We start from the raw sequence: 15,530 nt of genomic DNA, 5'->3' as shown, positions 1-15,530 counted from the left end.
GGAAGGCTCAATCGATCAAATCACTCAGAGAATGTGCACCTGCATATCCGGGTCTTTACGATCCAGATAGTGAATCGACTGAATGCGACGAATAGTGCGTGACTTACCGCGGATCAGCAGCGTTTCGGTGGTGGCGATATTACCTTTGCGGCTAATACCTTCCAGTAGATCGCCCTTGGTGATACCGGTGGCGGAAAAGATGACGTTATCGCTGCGCGCCATATCGCCCAGACGCAACACTTTACCCGCTTCGATGCCCATTGCTTTGCAGCGTGCCAGTTCCTGTTCACCAATGCGGCGATTTTCTGCGTTGTCGCCTTTGACATCATGACGCGCCAGCAGACGGCCATTCATATCGCCATCTAACGCCCGAATCACCGCCGCAGAAACCACGCCTTCCGGCGCGCCGCCAATGCCGTAAAGCACGTCAACTTCGCTGTCTGGCATACAGGTGAGAATTGAGGCCGCAACGTCACCATCCGGAATAGCAAACACGCGCACGCCGAGTTGCTGCATTTCTGCGATAACGGCATCGTGGCGCGGTTTCGCCAGAATCGTTACCGTCAGTTCGCTCAATGGTTTGCCGAGCGCAGCGGCAACATTGCGCAGGTTATCCGCCAACGGCAGATTCAGGTCAATGGCGCCCTTGGCTCCCGGTCCGACGATCAGCTTTTCCATATACATATCTGGCGCGTTGAGGAAGCAGCCTTTATCGCCTACTGCCAGCACCGCCAGCGCGTTAGCCTGGCCCATCGCCGTCATGCGCGTGCCTTCAATCGGATCAACAGCAATATCCACTGCATCACCGCGACCAGTACCGACTTTTTCACCAATGTAGAGCATCGGTGCTTCGTCGATTTCACCTTCACCAATGACGATGGTGCCGTCAATGTTGACCTGGTTGAGCATAATGCGCATGGCGTTAACCGCTGCGCCGTCAGCGGTATTTTTATCGCCGCGTCCTAACCATTTGTAGCCAGCCAGCGCCGCAGATTCAGTGACGCGGGAAAATTCGATGGCAAGTTCTCGTCTCATAGCAAACTCTAAGCAGTAAGGAATGGCGCGAAGTGTAGCACAGGGGAGGGAGCGGATTATTGATGTGTGCGGGGGTTGCCCCCGCACGATTTCAGAGTCTGCGACATGCCGGATATGTATCCGGCTCGTAGGCCTGATAAGACGCGTAAGCGTCGCATCAGGCGATCAGCATCAGGCGATCGGTTCAGGTGCCTGACATTACTCGTCGTGTTCTTCCCAGGCCATCGCGCGTTTGACCGCTTTTTTCCAGCCAGCGTAACGGTAATTACGCTCGGTAGTTTCGATGCCAGGACGGAACTCGCGTTCAATCACTGCTTTCTCTTGCAGTTCGTCGAGATTTTGCCAGAAGCCAACCGCCAGACCAGCAAGATAGGCCGCACCCAACGCAGTCACTTCTCGAACTTCCGGGCGCTCAACACGGGTACCAAGAATATCGGACTGGAACTGCATCAGGAAGTTATTCGCCACCGCGCCGCCGTCCACGCGCAGTGCGTGCAGACGAATACCGGAGTCGGCCTGCATCGCTTCCAGTACGTCACGCGTCTGATAAGCAATAGACTCCAGCGTCGCACGGATGATGTGGTTGGCGTTCACCCCACGCGTTAAGCCGAAAATGGCCCCGCGCGCATACGGATCCCAGTAGGGCGCACCCAGCCCGGTAAATGCCGGAACCACATACACACCGTTGGTGTTTTGTACTTTGTTGGCAAAGTATTCGGAATCGTAGGCGTCGTTAATCAGCTTCATCTCATCGCGCAGCCACTGAATGGATGCGCCCGCCATAAACACCGCACCTTCCAGCGCATAGTTTACTTCTCCGCTCGGGCCGCAGGCGATGGTGGTCAGCAGACCGTTTTCTGATTTCACCGCTTTCTCGCCGGTGTTCATCAGCATAAAGCAGCCGGTACCGTAGGTATTCTTCGCCATCCCTTCTTTCACGCACAACTGGCCGAAGAGTGCCGCTTGCTGGTCGCCCGCAATCCCGGCGATCGGAATACGCGTGCCGCCTTTGCCGCCAATGTTGGTCTGACCGTACACTTCGGAAGAACGACGTACTTCTGGCAGCATCTCACGCGGGATATCCAGCGCGTCGAGCATTTTGTCGTCCCAGTCCAGAGTATGGATGTTGAATAACATGGTACGAGACGCATTAGTGTAATCAGTGACGTGAACGCGGCCCTGAGTCATTTTCCAGATAAGCCAGGTATCAACCGTACCAAACAGCAGTTCACCACGGCGTGCACGCTCGCGGGAACCTTCCACATGGTCGAGGATCCACTTCACTTTGGTGCCAGAGAAGTACGGGTCAATCACCAGACCGGTGTTGTTACGAATGTACTCTTCCATGCCGTCACGCTTGAGATGCTCACAGATCTCGGCGGTACGACGGCACTGCCAGACAATAGCGTTATAGATAGGCTTGCCGGTTTCTTTTTCCCAGACGATGGTGGTTTCACGCTGGTTCGTAATACCGATAGCTGCAATTTGATCGGAATTAATATCTGCTTTCGCCAGCACTTCTACCAGTGTGGAGCTTTGGGTGGCCCAGATTTCCATTGGGTCGTGTTCTACCCAGCCTGGTTTTGGGTAAATTTGCTCAAATTCGCGCTGTGACACGCTAATGATATTGGCATCGTGATCCATCACGACCGCGCGGGAGCTGGTGGTGCCCTGGTCGAGCGCAACGATATATTTTTTTTCAGTCATGTTTAATTGTCCCGTAGTCACATTACAGCGAAGCTTTTTGTTCTGAAGGAGTTGTGATCTCCTTTTCTTCCACAACACAGATATCGCAAGGCAAATGGCGGCCAATCAGTTTGCGGTAGGCGAATGCACCTACAATCGCGCCAACGATAGGGCCAAAAAGCGGCACCAGGAAGTAAGGAATGTCTCTGCCGCCGGTAAAGGCGACATTGCCCCAGCCCGCCAGCCAGGCAAAGGCTTTCGGACCGATATCACGTGCTGGGTTCATGGCAAAGCCCGTTAATGGCCCCATAGATGCGCCAATGACCGCAATCAGTAGACCAATCAGCAAGGGAGCCAAAGGGCCGCGCGGTACGCCGTTACCATCGTCCGTTAACGCCAGGATCAGCCCCATCAGAATAGCGGTAATCACCATCTCAACTGCGAAGGCCTGCACAAAATTGATATGAGGATTAGGATAAGTAGAGAAAGTACCCGCCAGATCAACACTTTCGACGCTTCCGCGAACAATATGATGGGTCTGCTCGAAGTCGAAGAATAAATTGTAGTAAAGCCCGTAAACTAATGCCGCAGCGCAGAAAGCTCCGGCGACTTGTGAAACGATATAAGGAATAACCTTGCGCTTGTCGAAACAGGCAAACAGCCACAACGCAATGGTGACAGCTGGATTAAGATGTGCGCCGGAAACCCCTGCGGTTAGATAGATGGCCATCGCCACCCCCAGCCCCCAAATAACACTGATTTCCCACTGACCAAAAGACGCGCCAGCGACTTTAAGTGCAGCAACGCAACCGACACCGAAAAAAATCAACAACCCGGTACCGAGGAATTCAGCAATGCACTGGCCTTTCAAGGTTGATGTTTGACTCATAATCGGATCCTGAAGAGTTAATGTTTGTTGTATGCGTGAAAGTCACGGACCTCCACGATGCTTGTAGGCATGCTGTAAACTTATCGTTAACGAGCGAAAACGAGAAATATCGAACTTAAAATGTGTGTGCTTCGTCATAAAATGAGCGTTATCGCGCTATTTATTTCATCTGTTTATACATGATGCATGTTTGTTAGAACATTCGCGCAACAATTTTGTTAACATTTTCGATTGGTGTGGATTATGTCACCAGGAGAAGGATGAAAAGTGTGGCAAACCGTAATCTACAAGGCGTGCCGCTGGACAGCGATGGCGCGGCTTCATACAATCGGAGCTAACTAAAATGCGCTCGTATTTATTAAGGCGTCACCGGTAATCGGGACGAGGATTTTTATCCATCAACGCCTTGCAATTCAGGAGAGGTATGACGATGTCATTAGAAGTGTTTGAGAAACTGGAAGCAAAAGTACAGCAGGCGATTGATACCATCACTCTGTTGCAGATGGAAATCGAAGAGCTGAAAGAAAAAAACAACTCACTGTCGCAGGAAGTTCAAAATGCCCAGCATCAGCGCGAAGAGCTGGAGCGTGAGAACAACCATCTGAAAGAACAGCAGAACGGCTGGCAGGAACGTCTGCAGGCCCTGCTGGGTCGTATGGAAGAGGTTTAATCTCTTCCACGCAGAGGCGCCGCAAGGCGCCTTATTTTTTTACTTCAGTGCATTTTTAGCAGACAGCATAATCTCCATCGCCTGTTGGCGATATTTATCTGCCGTATCTGGCTTCATTAATGCAATGAGCCCCACAGCCCTGGGGGTATCTTCAAGATAAACACTGATGGTTCTCTTCTGCTGACCATCAAAATTTATCAACACGTCCTGATATTTGCAGGTGAAATGTTTGGCATTACAGTCATGAAACTGGAAAGTTTCTTCATTGTATTGATCCTTGAGATTGTCTCGCTGCATATTCTTTAACTCTTCCAGCGAGTCATCGGCGCTACGCCCTGCGGGCAGGCGGAAAGCAGAAATAAAGACGCTATTATCTTCACTTCTTATATCAATGGTTTTATCAGTACTAATGGAAACCGTATTCCAGTGTCGGTTCGGGACAGTCACGGAAATAGCGGCATTCTCAAACGTATATTGCCACGGGGTGAACATACGAAACGTATTGCCGACGTTGGATAAAAGTAGTACTCCCAATACCCAGCAGCACCCGCGAGTAAAACTGGCGAAGTTACGCGTTTTTTTAGCGAATGTGCACAGAATACCCGACACCAGCACGGGAAGTAATAACGGCCCCAGAAGTACTGAACCGAAATACTCGCCAACCATGCCAGGATCTCCAGCAAGCAAGTTACTGTGCTGAAGATGACTAAGAAAAACAGTTATTATCCATAATATTAATAAGATAACGTATCTCATATCAATCCCTTATTATTAACATGCACATCAGATCATTGACGGGCAGAAAGCATCATTTTCATTACTTCTTCTTGATATTCGTCCAAATAATCTGGGTCGATGGCTGCGACCAGTTGTATCAAATTAGTGTTATCCAGTAGAGTCATGAAAATAGCATGTCTTACTTTGCCATCACTCATTGTTTGCACTCCTTCCTGATAAGCGCAGGCAAATCCCTGAACATCACAAACATGTATTTCTGCAGTTCCGTTTTGAGTCGCGGTAAGTTCCTCGATTGAATGTACACCGAGTTCATTTTGTGAGAAGGCAACAATAGCTAAAATAGCATGGGCATCCCGAGTCACCAGGGTTGGTCCTTGTTTTACTATATTGGCAACCCACTGTTTGCTCGGAACCGTGACGGTGATACCTGGCCCCGAGAAAGTATAATCCCATGTGCTGTGTCGTTCCCACACCGTATAGCTGCTATAGATAAGAAATAATCCCATTAACCAACAAGTACCGCGAATAAAGCTGCGGCTGCTTCTTTTTTTTATCGTTATGCAGATGATTGTGGCGATAATAAATGATAGGGCAAGTGGGTTAAAAAATACGTTAGCAAAATATAAAATCATTTCACCGGTGTTGCCAGATAAAAGGAATTTGTAGCGGAAATGGTTAACGGCTATAAGAAATAAATATAAAATTAAAAGAATAATATTTTGCATGAATACGTCCATGTATAAAAAAGGGGAATTTAATTCCCCTTTTAACGCATGGCAGAGAGTTATTCAATATCCAGCGGATCTTCAGAAAGAATAATCCCGGTATTGTCGGCATAGAGATGGTCGCCGGAGAAGAAGGTGACGCCGCCAAAATTGACGCGGACATCGCTTTCGCCAATGCCTTCGCCAGCGGCACCAACCGGAATTGCCGCCATCGCCTGGATGCCGATGTCCAGTTCTTCCAGATCATCTACCTGACGCACCGCGCCGTAAATGACCAGGCCTTCCCATTCATTTTGTACTGCCAGACGCGCCAGTTCAGCATCGACCAGTGCGCGACGAACAGAACCACCGCCATCGACGACAAGGACACGACCACGGCCATTCTGTTCGAGCAGATCGTACAGCAACCCGTTGTCCTCGAAACATTTTACCGTGATGATTTGTCCGCCAAACGACGCCCGTCCACCAAAGTTGGAGAACAGCGGTTCCACGACGTTGACATCTTCTTGATAGATGTCACAAAGCTCGGAAGTATCGTATTTCATAGGCTTAACATTCAGTTGCTGCGAGAATTTTCAGTATATCGCGCTATGTGGGTTGTTGGCAAAATCATCAATTGTTAATTGATATTTGTCAGTTATGTAGCCCACTGGCTTAAGAATATTCCCAAAACAAACAGCAGGTTAGTTAGTAATGCTCCTTTGACGGTGCGTTCCAGCATCGGACGCATCGCCACCGGGTCCATTTCATGCATCACATAACGGGCTTGCTTCACCAGCAACGGTGCTGCCAGCAGGAACAGCCAACCCCACAGGCTATGCAGTGAAAAGAGATTAAACAGCGCCAGACACACCAGCGAGCCCATCAGCAGGCAAGCATGGTAACGACGGGCGTTCACTTCACCTAAGCGCACTACCAGTGTGTTTTTGCCATTCTCGCGGTCGCTATTGATATCGCGCAGATTGTTAATGTTAAGCACCGCCGTTGCCAGCAGACCACAGGCCGTTGCCGGAAGGATCAGCGCCGGAATCAGCGTATGCGCCTGCAAATACCAGCTGCCCATTACGCTCAACCAGCCAAAGAAAACCAGTACGGAAATATCACCCAGGCCGATATAACCATAAGGGCGATTGCCCACGGTATAGGTGATAGCGGCGATAATTGATAACCCACCAAGAATCAGGAAGCCGACAAAATCAGCCAGGTTATGACACGCCACTGCGACCAGCGCCAGTCCAGAGAGGCAAATGAGCACGACGGTAATAATGAGCGCCCGTTTCATCTCTTGCTGGGTAATGACCCCTTTTTGCATGCCGCGCAGAGGTCCAATGCGGTCAGGTTTGTCGCTACCTTTGACGGCATCACCGTAGTCATTGGCGAGGTTAGAGAGGATCTGTAATAGCCCGGCGGTAATGAGTGCCAGCAGAGCGACCAGCGGATCGAAGTGACCTTGCCACCATGCCAGCGCCGTCCCGACGATAATTGCAGCAAAGGCGAGGGGGAGGGTTTTAGGTCGTAAACTTTCCAGCCACGCCTGAGTTCGGCTAATTTGTTGTTCAGTCATAATACGCGCCAATAAAAATGGGGCCTTTCAGCCCCATCAAACAATGATGAAAATGATTGAACGCGATTATAGGATAAAACGGCTCAGATCTTCATCTGCCACCAACGCATCCAGATGTTTGCTCACATAATCTGCGTCAATAGTGATGGTTTGACCGCTTAAATCGCTGGCGTCGTAGGAAATCTCTTCCATCAAACGCTCCAGAACGGTATGTAAACGACGCGCACCGATGTTTTCGGTAGATTCGTTTACCTGCCATGCCGCTTCTGCAATGCGTTTGATACCGGAGTCGGTGAACTCAATATTCACGCCTTCGGTCGCCATCAGTGCTTTGTACTGCACGGTGATAGAGGCATTCGGCTCGGTCAGAATACGCTCAAAGTCGCTGGTGGTCAGGGCCTGCAGCTCAACGCGGATCGGCAGACGACCTTGCAGTTCTGGGATCAGGTCAGACGGTTTCGCAACCTGGAATGCGCCAGAAGCGATGAACAGAATGTGGTCTGTTTTGACCATCCCGTGTTTGGTGGAAACAGTACAACCTTCTACCAGCGGCAGCAGGTCACGCTGAACGCCTTCACGAGAAACATCCGGGCCGGAGGATTCGCCGCGCTTACAGATTTTGTCGATTTCGTCGATGAACACGATCCCGTGCTGTTCTACGGCGTCGATAGCGTCTTGCTTCAATTCTTCCGGATTTACCAGTTTCGCCGCTTCTTCTTCAATCAGCAGCTTCATGGCGTCTTTGATTTTCAGCTTACGCGCTTTTTGCTTCTGACCGCCCAGGTTCTGGAACATAGACTGCAACTGACTGGTCATCTCTTCCATTCCCGGAGGCGCCATAATTTCAACGCCCATCGGTGCTGCGGCAAGATCGATCTCGATTTCTTTGTCATCGAGTTGGCCTTCACGCAGTTTTTTGCGGAATGCCTGACGGGCAGCGGAAGGTTCCTGCTGCTGCTCGGTCTGTCCCCAGTTGTTTTTAGCCGGTGGGATCAGCACGTCGAGAATACGTTCTTCTGCCAGTTCTTCAGCGCGATAACGGTTTTTCTCGATAGCTTGTACACGCACCATTTTCACTGCGGCATCGGTCAGGTCGCGGATAATAGAATCGACTTCTTTACCTACATAACCGACTTCGGTGAATTTGGTTGCTTCAACTTTGATGAACGGCGCGTTCGCCAGTTTAGCCAGACGACGGGCGATTTCAGTTTTACCGACGCCGGTCGGGCCGATCATCAGAATGTTTTTCGGGGTCACTTCATGGCGCAACTCTTCGTTGAGCTGCATGCGGCGCCAGCGGTTACGCAGTGCAATCGCCACGGAACGCTTAGCGTTATCCTGGCCGATAATGTGCTTATCAAGTTCGCTGACGATTTCGCGTGGGGTCATTTCAGACATGGGAGATCCTTACGCTTTGTAGCTTAATTCTTCGATGGTATGGAAATGGTTGGTATAGATGCAAATATCGCCTGCAATATCCAACGCCTTTTCAGCAATTTCACGGGCGCTAAGTTCTGTGTTTTCTAACAGAGCGCGTGCCGCAGCCTGGGCGTAAGGGCCGCCGGAGCCGATAGCAATAAGATCGTTTTCTGGCTGTACCACGTCACCGTTACCGGTGATGATCAGCGATGCAGTTTCGTCCGCGACCGCCAACAATGCTTCAAGTTTGCGCAACATGCGATCGGTACGCCAGTCTTTTGCCAGCTCAACTGCCGCTTTAACCAGATGGCCCTGATGCATTTCCAGTTTACGTTCAAACAGTTCGAACAACGTGAAGGCATCCGCCGTGCCGCCGGCAAAGCCTGCGATCACTTTATCGTTATACAGGCGGCGAACTTTTTTAACGTTGCCTTTCATTACGGTGTTACCCAGTGTGGCCTGACCATCACCGGCGATTACTACGTGGCCATTACGGCGTACGCTTACTATAGTTGTCACGAGCAGACCCCTTGGTTAGGAATACAGAATTCAAGCCCCGCACAATTGTGCGGGGCATAATGCAAGTATAGATGGGGGAGATTTTGAGGGTTTCAACCCCCGGTGGCGAGCCGAATGCAGTTTGTATGGCCTGCCATCTTCAAACGATTGAGGGTGTTGTCAGCGTTCTCTTTGCCTTTCACCGGCCCGATGACCACACGATTCCAGCCATTGTTGGTGGTAATTTTCGAGTCAAAGCCTTCGAAAGCCAACTGCGCACGTACAGTCTCAGCCTGTTCAGCACCTTTAAATGAACCGCACTGAACCATCCAGCGACGTTCATCTTTCTTCTCCGCTGTTGGTTTTGGCGCTTCAGCCGCGCGTGCTACTGGTGCGGCCTGCTGTGGCTTCGGCTGCGAGGTTGTATGCGCAGGCGTTTGCAGCAGATCCTGGTACGGTTGCTGGGTAGAAGCCGGTTTAGACTGGCGCGGTTGCGCCTGTACCGGCGCGGCTTGCGACGTACGCGTCTGTTGCTGCCAGCTTTGCTCGGTCGTACGCGACTGCTGAGCCAGACGTTGCTGTTCCGCTAACTGCTGCGCCTGACGCTGGCGTTGCAGCGTTTGCTGGCGCTGTTCCGGCGTCTGCTCATTCCACGGGACTTCGGCAAGCTGCGTTGGTTGCTGACGCATATCAGCCTGCATTTGTTCAAGAAGCTGGCGCTGCTCCGGAGTCAGCTGATCCGGCGTTTTCACTTCGCCGCCAGCAGACGGTTCTGTTGGCGCACGCACGCCCGGCTGGCGACTTTCCAGCTCTTTAATGTAGCGCCAACGTTCTTCCGGTTTCGGAGGTAGTCCGTTTCCGGTCACTTTCTGGCTTTGCAGCGTCTCAGACTCTTCTTTCTTGTGGTGCGTAATGAAGTACAGACCCCCGATAAAGGTCACAAGAACGGCTGCAGCAATAGCGACCATTGCGGGAGAAACCGCAGGCATATTTCGTTGCTTTTTCCGTGAGGTGCTCTTTTTTCGCCGCGAAGGTGCCGGTTGGCTGCGGCGTACATAATCTCGTTGTGCCACTATCGTTTCGCTGTATTTATTCGTTCGTCAGCCCGCCATGTTACTTAAGCGGCGGGCCTTTGACCAGTCACGGAAGCCTTAAAGGTTTACTTTAAGATAACGTGCGCGTCGATCCCCGGATAATAAGCTCGCAGTCCATTAAACGTGAGCCGCTTCCGACCGTTTGCCCCTGCATTTGATCAAGCAGTAACAGCATAGCTTCCCGACCAATTTCGTAGCGCGGCTGTGCAATGGTTGTCAGCGGCGGATCGCAAAATTGTGTCAGGTCGATGTTGTCAAAACCGATTATGGAAAGGTCGTCAGGGACTTTCAGCCCCTGGCGTTTCGCCTGAGAAAGTGCGCCGAGCGCCATTACATCGCTATGACAGAAGACGGCAGTTGGCGGTTGCGGAAGGTCGAGCAGCTGTTGCATGGCTTTACTTCCGGCTTCGAAGGTGAAGTCACCCCGGGCGATATATTGCGGATCAACCATAATACCGCAGCGACGCAGTGCCTGAACGTAGCCTTGTAGACGGTAGTGACACAATGGCATCTCTTCGGGGCCGGCAATACAGCCAATCAGTTTATGCCCTTGTTCATACAGATAATTTACGGCATCAAAGGCAGCGGTCAGGTTGTCGATATGAACCGTAGGCAGTTCCAGCTCTGGTGCGAATTCGTTCGCCATCACCATCGGCGGCAGATTACGTTGTTCCTCTATGCTTGCATCAAACGGCAGCCTTGAACCCAGCAGCAACATGCCATCAATTTGTTTGGTGATGATCAAGTCGATAAAGGTCTTTTCCTGCTGATTTTGGTGTGCGCAGTCGCCAATCAGTACCAGATATCCATGACTTGCCGCCGTGACTTCGATACCGCGAATAATTTCGCTAAAGAAGGGGTCGCAGATATCCGGGACAATCACCAGAATCGTTCGGGATTCATTACGCTTAGCGTTACGCCCCAGTGGCTGCGGAAAATAACCCACTTCCCGGGCCGCTTTTTCAACCCGATTACGGGTGGCCTGGGAGACTTTATCTGGATTCATTAATGCTCGGGAGACGGTCGCTGTAGAGACTTTTGCCTTCAGGGCAACGTCTTTCATGGTTGCGGCAGTTTCCTGCTTCTTCACTTTCACACTCACTCCTCGCCTGGCACGTCAGGCGTACTACATCCGTGTTTACTTCATATCGGCAACATTTTTAGCAGATAGCGCGTGAAAACGGTTACAGAATTTTCATGAAAAGTGTGATGAATATTTAATTTTTCGATCCGCCTCGCATCGTTAGCGGTTTAACCCTCAATAGGATCGACATCCAGCACCCATTTCACTTTTCGTGAATCTGGTATTGTATTAATAAGCGCCAGCGTACCGTTAATGATGTGCTGTAAACGCACGCGGGAAGGGTGTTGTAGCAGGATCTGCCAGCGCCAGCGACCGCCACGTTTGGGTGCCAGTGCCGGAACCGGGCCGAGAACCCACAGTTTGTCATCCGCCAGCGGACTGGAGAGGATGAGATTTCGCAACTGTTGCAGGAACAGCGGCGCGTGCTGATTGTTATGATCTTCCGCGCGCACAATCACATGGCTGGTCCACGGCGGCAGTTGCATCATTCGCCGCTCGGCCAACGCCTGTTCCGCAAAAGCGTCATAACCTTTATACAGCAAGGTTTGTAAGAGAGGATGTTCCGGATGGTGCGTTTGCAGCACCACTTCGCCTTGTTTACCTGCGCGTCCGGCACGGCCTGCCACCTGGGTGTATAGCTGGGCAAAACGCTCCGCCGAGCGAAAATCGGCAGAAAACAGCGCGCCGTCCACGTCCAGTAATGCAACCAGCGTTACATCCGGGAAATGGTGACCTTTCGCCAGCATTTGCGTGCCAATCAAAATTCGCGCGCCGCCGCGATGCACTTCTGCCAGTTGCTGCTCCAGCGCGCCTTTACGGCTGGTGGTATCGCGGTCGATACGTGAAATGGCTACACCAGGGAAAAGCGGCGCTAACGTCTGTTCAAGTTGTTCTGTTCCCAGACCCACCGGCACCAGATGGGTAGAGCCGCAGGACGGACACTGGCGCGGTACTGGACGCTGACTGTCGCAATGATGGCAGCGCAAATGCTGCTGCGCCTGATGCAACGTGTAGTAGTGATCGCAACGTGGACATTCGGCAATCCAGCCGCAGTCGTGGCACAGCAGTGCAGGCGCAAAACCACGGCGGTTAAGAAAGAGAATGACCTGGTTATCGGCCTGCAAATGCTGGCGCATACGGGTGATTAACGCCGGAGCCAGCCCCGCCTGCACCTTCTGACCTTTTAAATCCAGTACATGTTGAATTGCCGGACGCGCATTACCCGCCCGACGTGTCAGGCGCAGCAGGCGGTATTTTTTCTGCTGCACGTTGCATAGCGTTTCCAGTGCGGGTGTTGCCGAGCCGAGAATTATCGGTATTTGCTCGCTGTGCGCGCGATATACCGCCAGGTCGCGGGCATGATAGCGCCAGCCTTCCTGCTGCTTGTAGGAACTGTCGTGCTCTTCATCGATAACAATCACACCGAGATTTTTAAACGGTGTAAACAGTGCGGAACGGGTGCCAATTACAATCGCCGCCTCGCCATTTTTCGCTTTCAGCCAGGCCGAAAGGCGCTCACTGTCATTCAGGCCGGAATGCAGAACTTCCACTGGCGCATTAAACCGTTCACGAAAACGGGCGATCGTTTGGGGTGTCAGGCCGATTTCCGGCACCATCACCAGCGCCTGCTTGCCCTGAGCGAGCACGTTTTCCAGTACGCTTAGATAAACTTCCGTTTTCCCGGAGCCGGTAACGCCCGCCAGCAGCCAGGCAGAAAAAGTATCCGCCGCGCTATGAATTGCGCCAACGGCGGTGGCTTGTTCGGTATTCAGCCGTAGACGTTCGCCAGTAACAGCATAGTTCGTTCGCCAGTCGCTAAATTCCGGCGTTTCGCTTGCCAGCTCGCAAAGACCTTTTTTGCGCAGCGCCTGTAGTGCGGCATCGTTAAATTCAAGTTCCGCTACCTGGTCACGCCAGATTTTCCCTTGTCGCAACGCCGCCAGCGCCTGTTGTTGCTTAGGCGAACGTTTCAGGCTGTTGATATCCACCGCCTGGCCTTGTTCGGTAGCAAACCAGTACCACATGGGCGCGTTCGCTGCAGGCCGCCCCTGGCGCAGTAAAATAGGCAAGGCATGAAACAATACATCGCCAATTGGATGATGATAGTAATCCGCCGCCCAAAGCAGTAAGCGCCAAACGGAACTGGAATAAACGGGTTCACTGTCCAGCACTTCTACTACGGTTTTCAGTTCGTTGAGCGGCAACTCGCTGACGTCGCTAACTGACACGACAATCCCGATGCGCTCCTGCTGTTTGCCAAACGGCACGCGCACGCGACACCCGGCTTTAACCGTCATGCCTTCTGGCAGGAGATAGTCAAAGGTGCGGGGAAGCGGAACGGGCAAGGCAACGTGGGCAACGGGCATAGCATCATCCTGACTTGAAATTCGGTGGAACAGTATACACATTGCGGTAGAGGAGTGCGGATCAGTTTGCATACGCTGGTTAATTTCTGTATGATTCGGCGCCTTTGATACGAAATGATCGTATTGAAACTATACTTTAAACATCGCGTGGTGTCTGGCGTTAGGGCTGGAAGAGCGACGCGGCCTTAAACCGAGGTTTTCCCATGAAAAAAGATATTCACCCGAAATACGAAGAAATTACTGCTAGCTGCTCTTGCGGTAACGTAATGAAAATCCGCTCCACCGTTGGTCATGACCTGAACCTCGACGTGTGCAGCAAGTGCCACCCGTTCTTCACTGGCAAACAGCGTGATGTTGCTACCGGTGGCCGTGTTGACCGCTTCAACAAGCGTTTCAACATCCCGGGCAGCAAATAAGACCGGATTTCCGAAAAAAGCGCCGAACGGCGCTTTTTTTGTGCCTGAAAACTTTCATTAGCAGGATAACGTATTGGATCTTTATCTTTCCTTTACATCGCGAAAATCCATTTTATCAATACCGTATTTTTTCATGCGCAAATACAGCTTTTTTCTGGGGATCTGAAAGTAATCGGCAACGTCGTTGATACGTCCCTGGAAGAAGTTGAGTGCATCAATAATTATTTGTCTTTCATAGCTTTCTACACGTTCATCAAGTGGTGTTGGATCTGCATCCATCATCTGCAAACTGACTGAATCGTCCAGCATTAAAACACCCACAGCCACCAATTCTGCTGCATTTATTAATTCAATGATATTACCGGGCCAGGTTCGCGCCATCAGTCGCTTATAAAACGTTTTCCCCAGCAGCGGTTGTTGGCGATTTAATCGTTTACAGGTGAGAGTCAGATAATGGTGAAAAATAGGCTCAATATCCCCCGGGCGTTGACTTAGCGGTGGGCATTCGATGTGGGTAAGTGAAAAAAGAAAATACAATGCGGGAATAATTTTTTGTGTGGCGGCAAGTGCAGCCAGAGGGCTTTGATTAACAACAATCAGACGAAACGATCGATCCTGTGGGCGTTCCTGGAGTTGAATCAAGAGACGCTGATTTTCTTGCGTTAAATATTCAAGTTCTTTTAATAACAGTGTGCCACCTTTTGCTTCTTCCACCCATTCTTCCAGTGGTTGCTGACTATTAGCGCTGAGTGTGCGTTCAATTAAAGGCCTTTCCTTGCGAGAACTAAATTGGTGAAGATAATGGGCGGCTAATGTTCTGCCGGTTCCAGGTTCGCCGTAAAAACAGACGGGAAGATCGGTTTCTGCCAGAGTTTCAAGCTGCTGACGCGTCTGACGAACCCAGCCACTGTTACCAATTAAGTGCCGATTAAATTGCGCTCGCCGCCATTTTTTTTGTTCCAGATAATCTTCACGCTCTGCCAGCGCTTTCTCGATAAGCGATAAAAATTGTTCCGGATTGATCGGTTTTTGCAGGAAATCCCACGCGCCTTTTTTTACCGCTTCAACGGCCATTGGGACATCGCCGTGGCCGGTGATCATCAGAATGGGAAGATTAGGATCAATCAGCATTATTTTTTCCAGCAGCATAATGCCTGAAATATCCGGCATGCAAACGTCGCATACCACGATTCCTTCCCAGGTATCTTGCAGCAATTGCAGCGCTTCTGAAGGGTTGCTACAGGTACATACGGCATAGCCCTCTTGCTGTAAGAGAGAACTGTAGGCTTGCAGAACATCATTGTCGTCATCAATGAGCAGTATTGTTGGAGTTGTATCTGTCATGC

15 protein-coding genes are annotated in these 15,530 nt (G+C 51.1%); 2 read left to right on the top strand and 13 right to left on the bottom strand.

Translation table 11 applies throughout. The features are described 5' to 3' along the window. Positions 1 to 24 precede the first annotated feature (24 nt). The 3 genes from glpX to glpF form a co-directional block, all read right to left on the bottom strand. Positions 25 to 1,035, bottom strand: coding sequence for a class II fructose-bisphosphatase (gene glpX, locus D9741_RS18300; RefSeq protein ID WP_130206618.1), 1,011 nt, complete (start codon positions 1,033 to 1,035; stop codon positions 25 to 27). A gap of 198 nt (positions 1,036 to 1,233) precedes the next feature. Continuing rightward, positions 1,234 to 2,742, bottom strand: coding sequence for a glycerol kinase GlpK (gene glpK, locus D9741_RS18295; RefSeq protein ID WP_130215262.1), 1,509 nt, complete (start codon positions 2,740 to 2,742; stop codon positions 1,234 to 1,236). A 22-nt stretch (positions 2,743 to 2,764) separates the two neighbouring features. Next, complete coding sequence (gene glpF / locus D9741_RS18290; protein WP_130206614.1) at positions 2,765 to 3,610, bottom strand: glycerol uptake facilitator protein GlpF; 846 nt, start codon at positions 3,608 to 3,610, stop codon at positions 2,765 to 2,767. A 424-nt stretch (positions 3,611 to 4,034) separates the two neighbouring features. On the opposite strand from glpF, the gene zapB reads away from it, so the two are divergent. Further along, positions 4,035 to 4,280 (top strand): septal ring assembly protein ZapB, encoded by a 246-nt coding sequence (zapB, locus tag D9741_RS18285; RefSeq protein ID WP_001296623.1) that lies wholly within the window; start codon positions 4,035 to 4,037, stop codon positions 4,278 to 4,280. Positions 4,281 to 4,319: 39 nt separating this feature from the next. Here zapB and D9741_RS18280 read toward each other — a convergent pair whose 3' ends face one another. The 9 genes from D9741_RS18280 to priA form a co-directional block, all read right to left on the bottom strand. Further along, positions 4,320 to 4,946: a hypothetical protein gene (locus D9741_RS18280; protein WP_130215339.1), complete on the bottom strand. Its 627-nt coding sequence runs from the start codon at positions 4,944 to 4,946 to the stop codon at positions 4,320 to 4,322. A 122-nt stretch (positions 4,947 to 5,068) separates the two neighbouring features. Then, positions 5,069 to 5,743, bottom strand: coding sequence for a hypothetical protein (locus D9741_RS18275; protein ID WP_130215264.1), 675 nt, complete (start codon positions 5,741 to 5,743; stop codon positions 5,069 to 5,071). 59 nt (positions 5,744 to 5,802) lie between these two features. Next, on the bottom strand, positions 5,803 to 6,288 hold the full coding sequence (rraA, locus tag D9741_RS18270; protein WP_000872908.1) for a ribonuclease E activity regulator RraA: 486 nt from the start codon (positions 6,286 to 6,288) through the stop codon (positions 5,803 to 5,805). Positions 6,289 to 6,380: 92 nt separating this feature from the next. After that, positions 6,381 to 7,307 carry a 1,4-dihydroxy-2-naphthoate polyprenyltransferase gene (gene menA, locus D9741_RS18265; RefSeq protein ID WP_130206608.1) on the bottom strand — a complete coding sequence of 309 codons (927 nt, stop codon included), beginning with the start codon at positions 7,305 to 7,307 and terminating at the stop codon, positions 6,381 to 6,383. A gap of 66 nt (positions 7,308 to 7,373) precedes the next feature. After that, positions 7,374 to 8,705 (bottom strand): HslU--HslV peptidase ATPase subunit, encoded by a 1,332-nt coding sequence (hslU, locus tag D9741_RS18260; RefSeq protein WP_001293348.1) that lies wholly within the window; start codon positions 8,703 to 8,705, stop codon positions 7,374 to 7,376. A gap of 9 nt (positions 8,706 to 8,714) precedes the next feature. Further along, the gene (gene hslV, locus D9741_RS18255) at positions 8,715 to 9,245 is read right to left on the bottom strand and encodes an ATP-dependent protease subunit HslV (protein WP_000208242.1); all 531 of its coding nucleotides are present in this window, start codon (positions 9,243 to 9,245) and stop codon (positions 8,715 to 8,717) included. 92 nt (positions 9,246 to 9,337) lie between these two features. Then, positions 9,338 to 10,297, bottom strand: a complete 960-nt coding sequence (gene ftsN, locus D9741_RS18250) for a cell division protein FtsN (RefSeq protein WP_130215266.1) — start codon at positions 10,295 to 10,297, stop codon at positions 9,338 to 9,340. A 91-nt stretch (positions 10,298 to 10,388) separates the two neighbouring features. Next, positions 10,389 to 11,414, bottom strand: a complete 1,026-nt coding sequence (gene cytR / locus D9741_RS18245) for a DNA-binding transcriptional regulator CytR (protein ID WP_130215268.1) — start codon at positions 11,412 to 11,414, stop codon at positions 10,389 to 10,391. A 155-nt stretch (positions 11,415 to 11,569) separates the two neighbouring features. Beyond that, positions 11,570 to 13,768 (bottom strand): primosomal protein N', encoded by a 2,199-nt coding sequence (gene priA, locus D9741_RS18240; protein WP_130215270.1) that lies wholly within the window; start codon positions 13,766 to 13,768, stop codon positions 11,570 to 11,572. 203 nt (positions 13,769 to 13,971) lie between these two features. Here priA and rpmE point away from each other — a divergent pair, with 203 nt between their 5' ends. Beyond that, entirely contained in the window at positions 13,972 to 14,184 is a 213-nt protein-coding gene (rpmE, locus tag D9741_RS18235; protein ID WP_000710769.1) for a 50S ribosomal protein L31, read from the top strand. A gap of 81 nt (positions 14,185 to 14,265) precedes the next feature. On the opposite strand, the gene D9741_RS18230 is transcribed toward rpmE, so the two are convergent. Further along, entirely contained in the window at positions 14,266 to 15,528 is a 1,263-nt protein-coding gene (locus tag D9741_RS18230; protein ID WP_130215272.1) for a sigma-54 dependent transcriptional regulator, read from the bottom strand. Between the last annotated feature and the right edge of the window lie 2 nt (positions 15,529 to 15,530).

Origin of the sequence: Escherichia sp. E14V7 (assembly GCF_004212225.1) — a bacterium.
Classification (GTDB): domain Bacteria; phylum Pseudomonadota; class Gammaproteobacteria; order Enterobacterales; family Enterobacteriaceae; genus Escherichia.
The sequence above is the reverse complement of the archived record's forward strand: the minus strand, read 5'-3'. Positions and strand labels throughout refer to the sequence as shown.

Coding starts and splice junctions, on each gene's coding strand:
- menA (WP_130206608.1), bottom strand. CDS start 7,307: ATGACTGAACAACAAATTAGCCGAACTCAGGCGTGGCTGGAAAGTTTA.
- rpmE (WP_000710769.1), top strand. CDS start 13,972: ATGAAAAAAGATATTCACCCGAAATACGAAGAAATTACTGCTAGCTGC.
- glpK (WP_130215262.1), bottom strand. CDS start 2,742: ATGACTGAAAAAAAATATATCGTTGCGCTCGACCAGGGCACCACCAGC.
- D9741_RS18275 (WP_130215264.1), bottom strand. CDS start 5,743: ATGCAAAATATTATTCTTTTAATTTTATATTTATTTCTTATAGCCGTT.
- D9741_RS18230 (WP_130215272.1), bottom strand. CDS start 15,528: ATGACAGATACAACTCCAACAATACTGCTCATTGATGACGACAATGAT.
- zapB (WP_001296623.1), top strand. CDS start 4,035: ATGACGATGTCATTAGAAGTGTTTGAGAAACTGGAAGCAAAAGTACAG.
- priA (WP_130215270.1), bottom strand. CDS start 13,768: ATGCCCGTTGCCCACGTTGCCTTGCCCGTTCCGCTTCCCCGCACCTTT.
- D9741_RS18280 (WP_130215339.1), bottom strand. CDS start 4,946: ATGGTTGGCGAGTATTTCGGTTCAGTACTTCTGGGGCCGTTATTACTT.
- glpF (WP_130206614.1), bottom strand. CDS start 3,610: ATGAGTCAAACATCAACCTTGAAAGGCCAGTGCATTGCTGAATTCCTC.
- rraA (WP_000872908.1), bottom strand. CDS start 6,288: ATGAAATACGATACTTCCGAGCTTTGTGACATCTATCAAGAAGATGTC.
- glpX (WP_130206618.1), bottom strand. CDS start 1,035: ATGAGACGAGAACTTGCCATCGAATTTTCCCGCGTCACTGAATCTGCG.
- hslU (WP_001293348.1), bottom strand. CDS start 8,705: ATGTCTGAAATGACCCCACGCGAAATCGTCAGCGAACTTGATAAGCAC.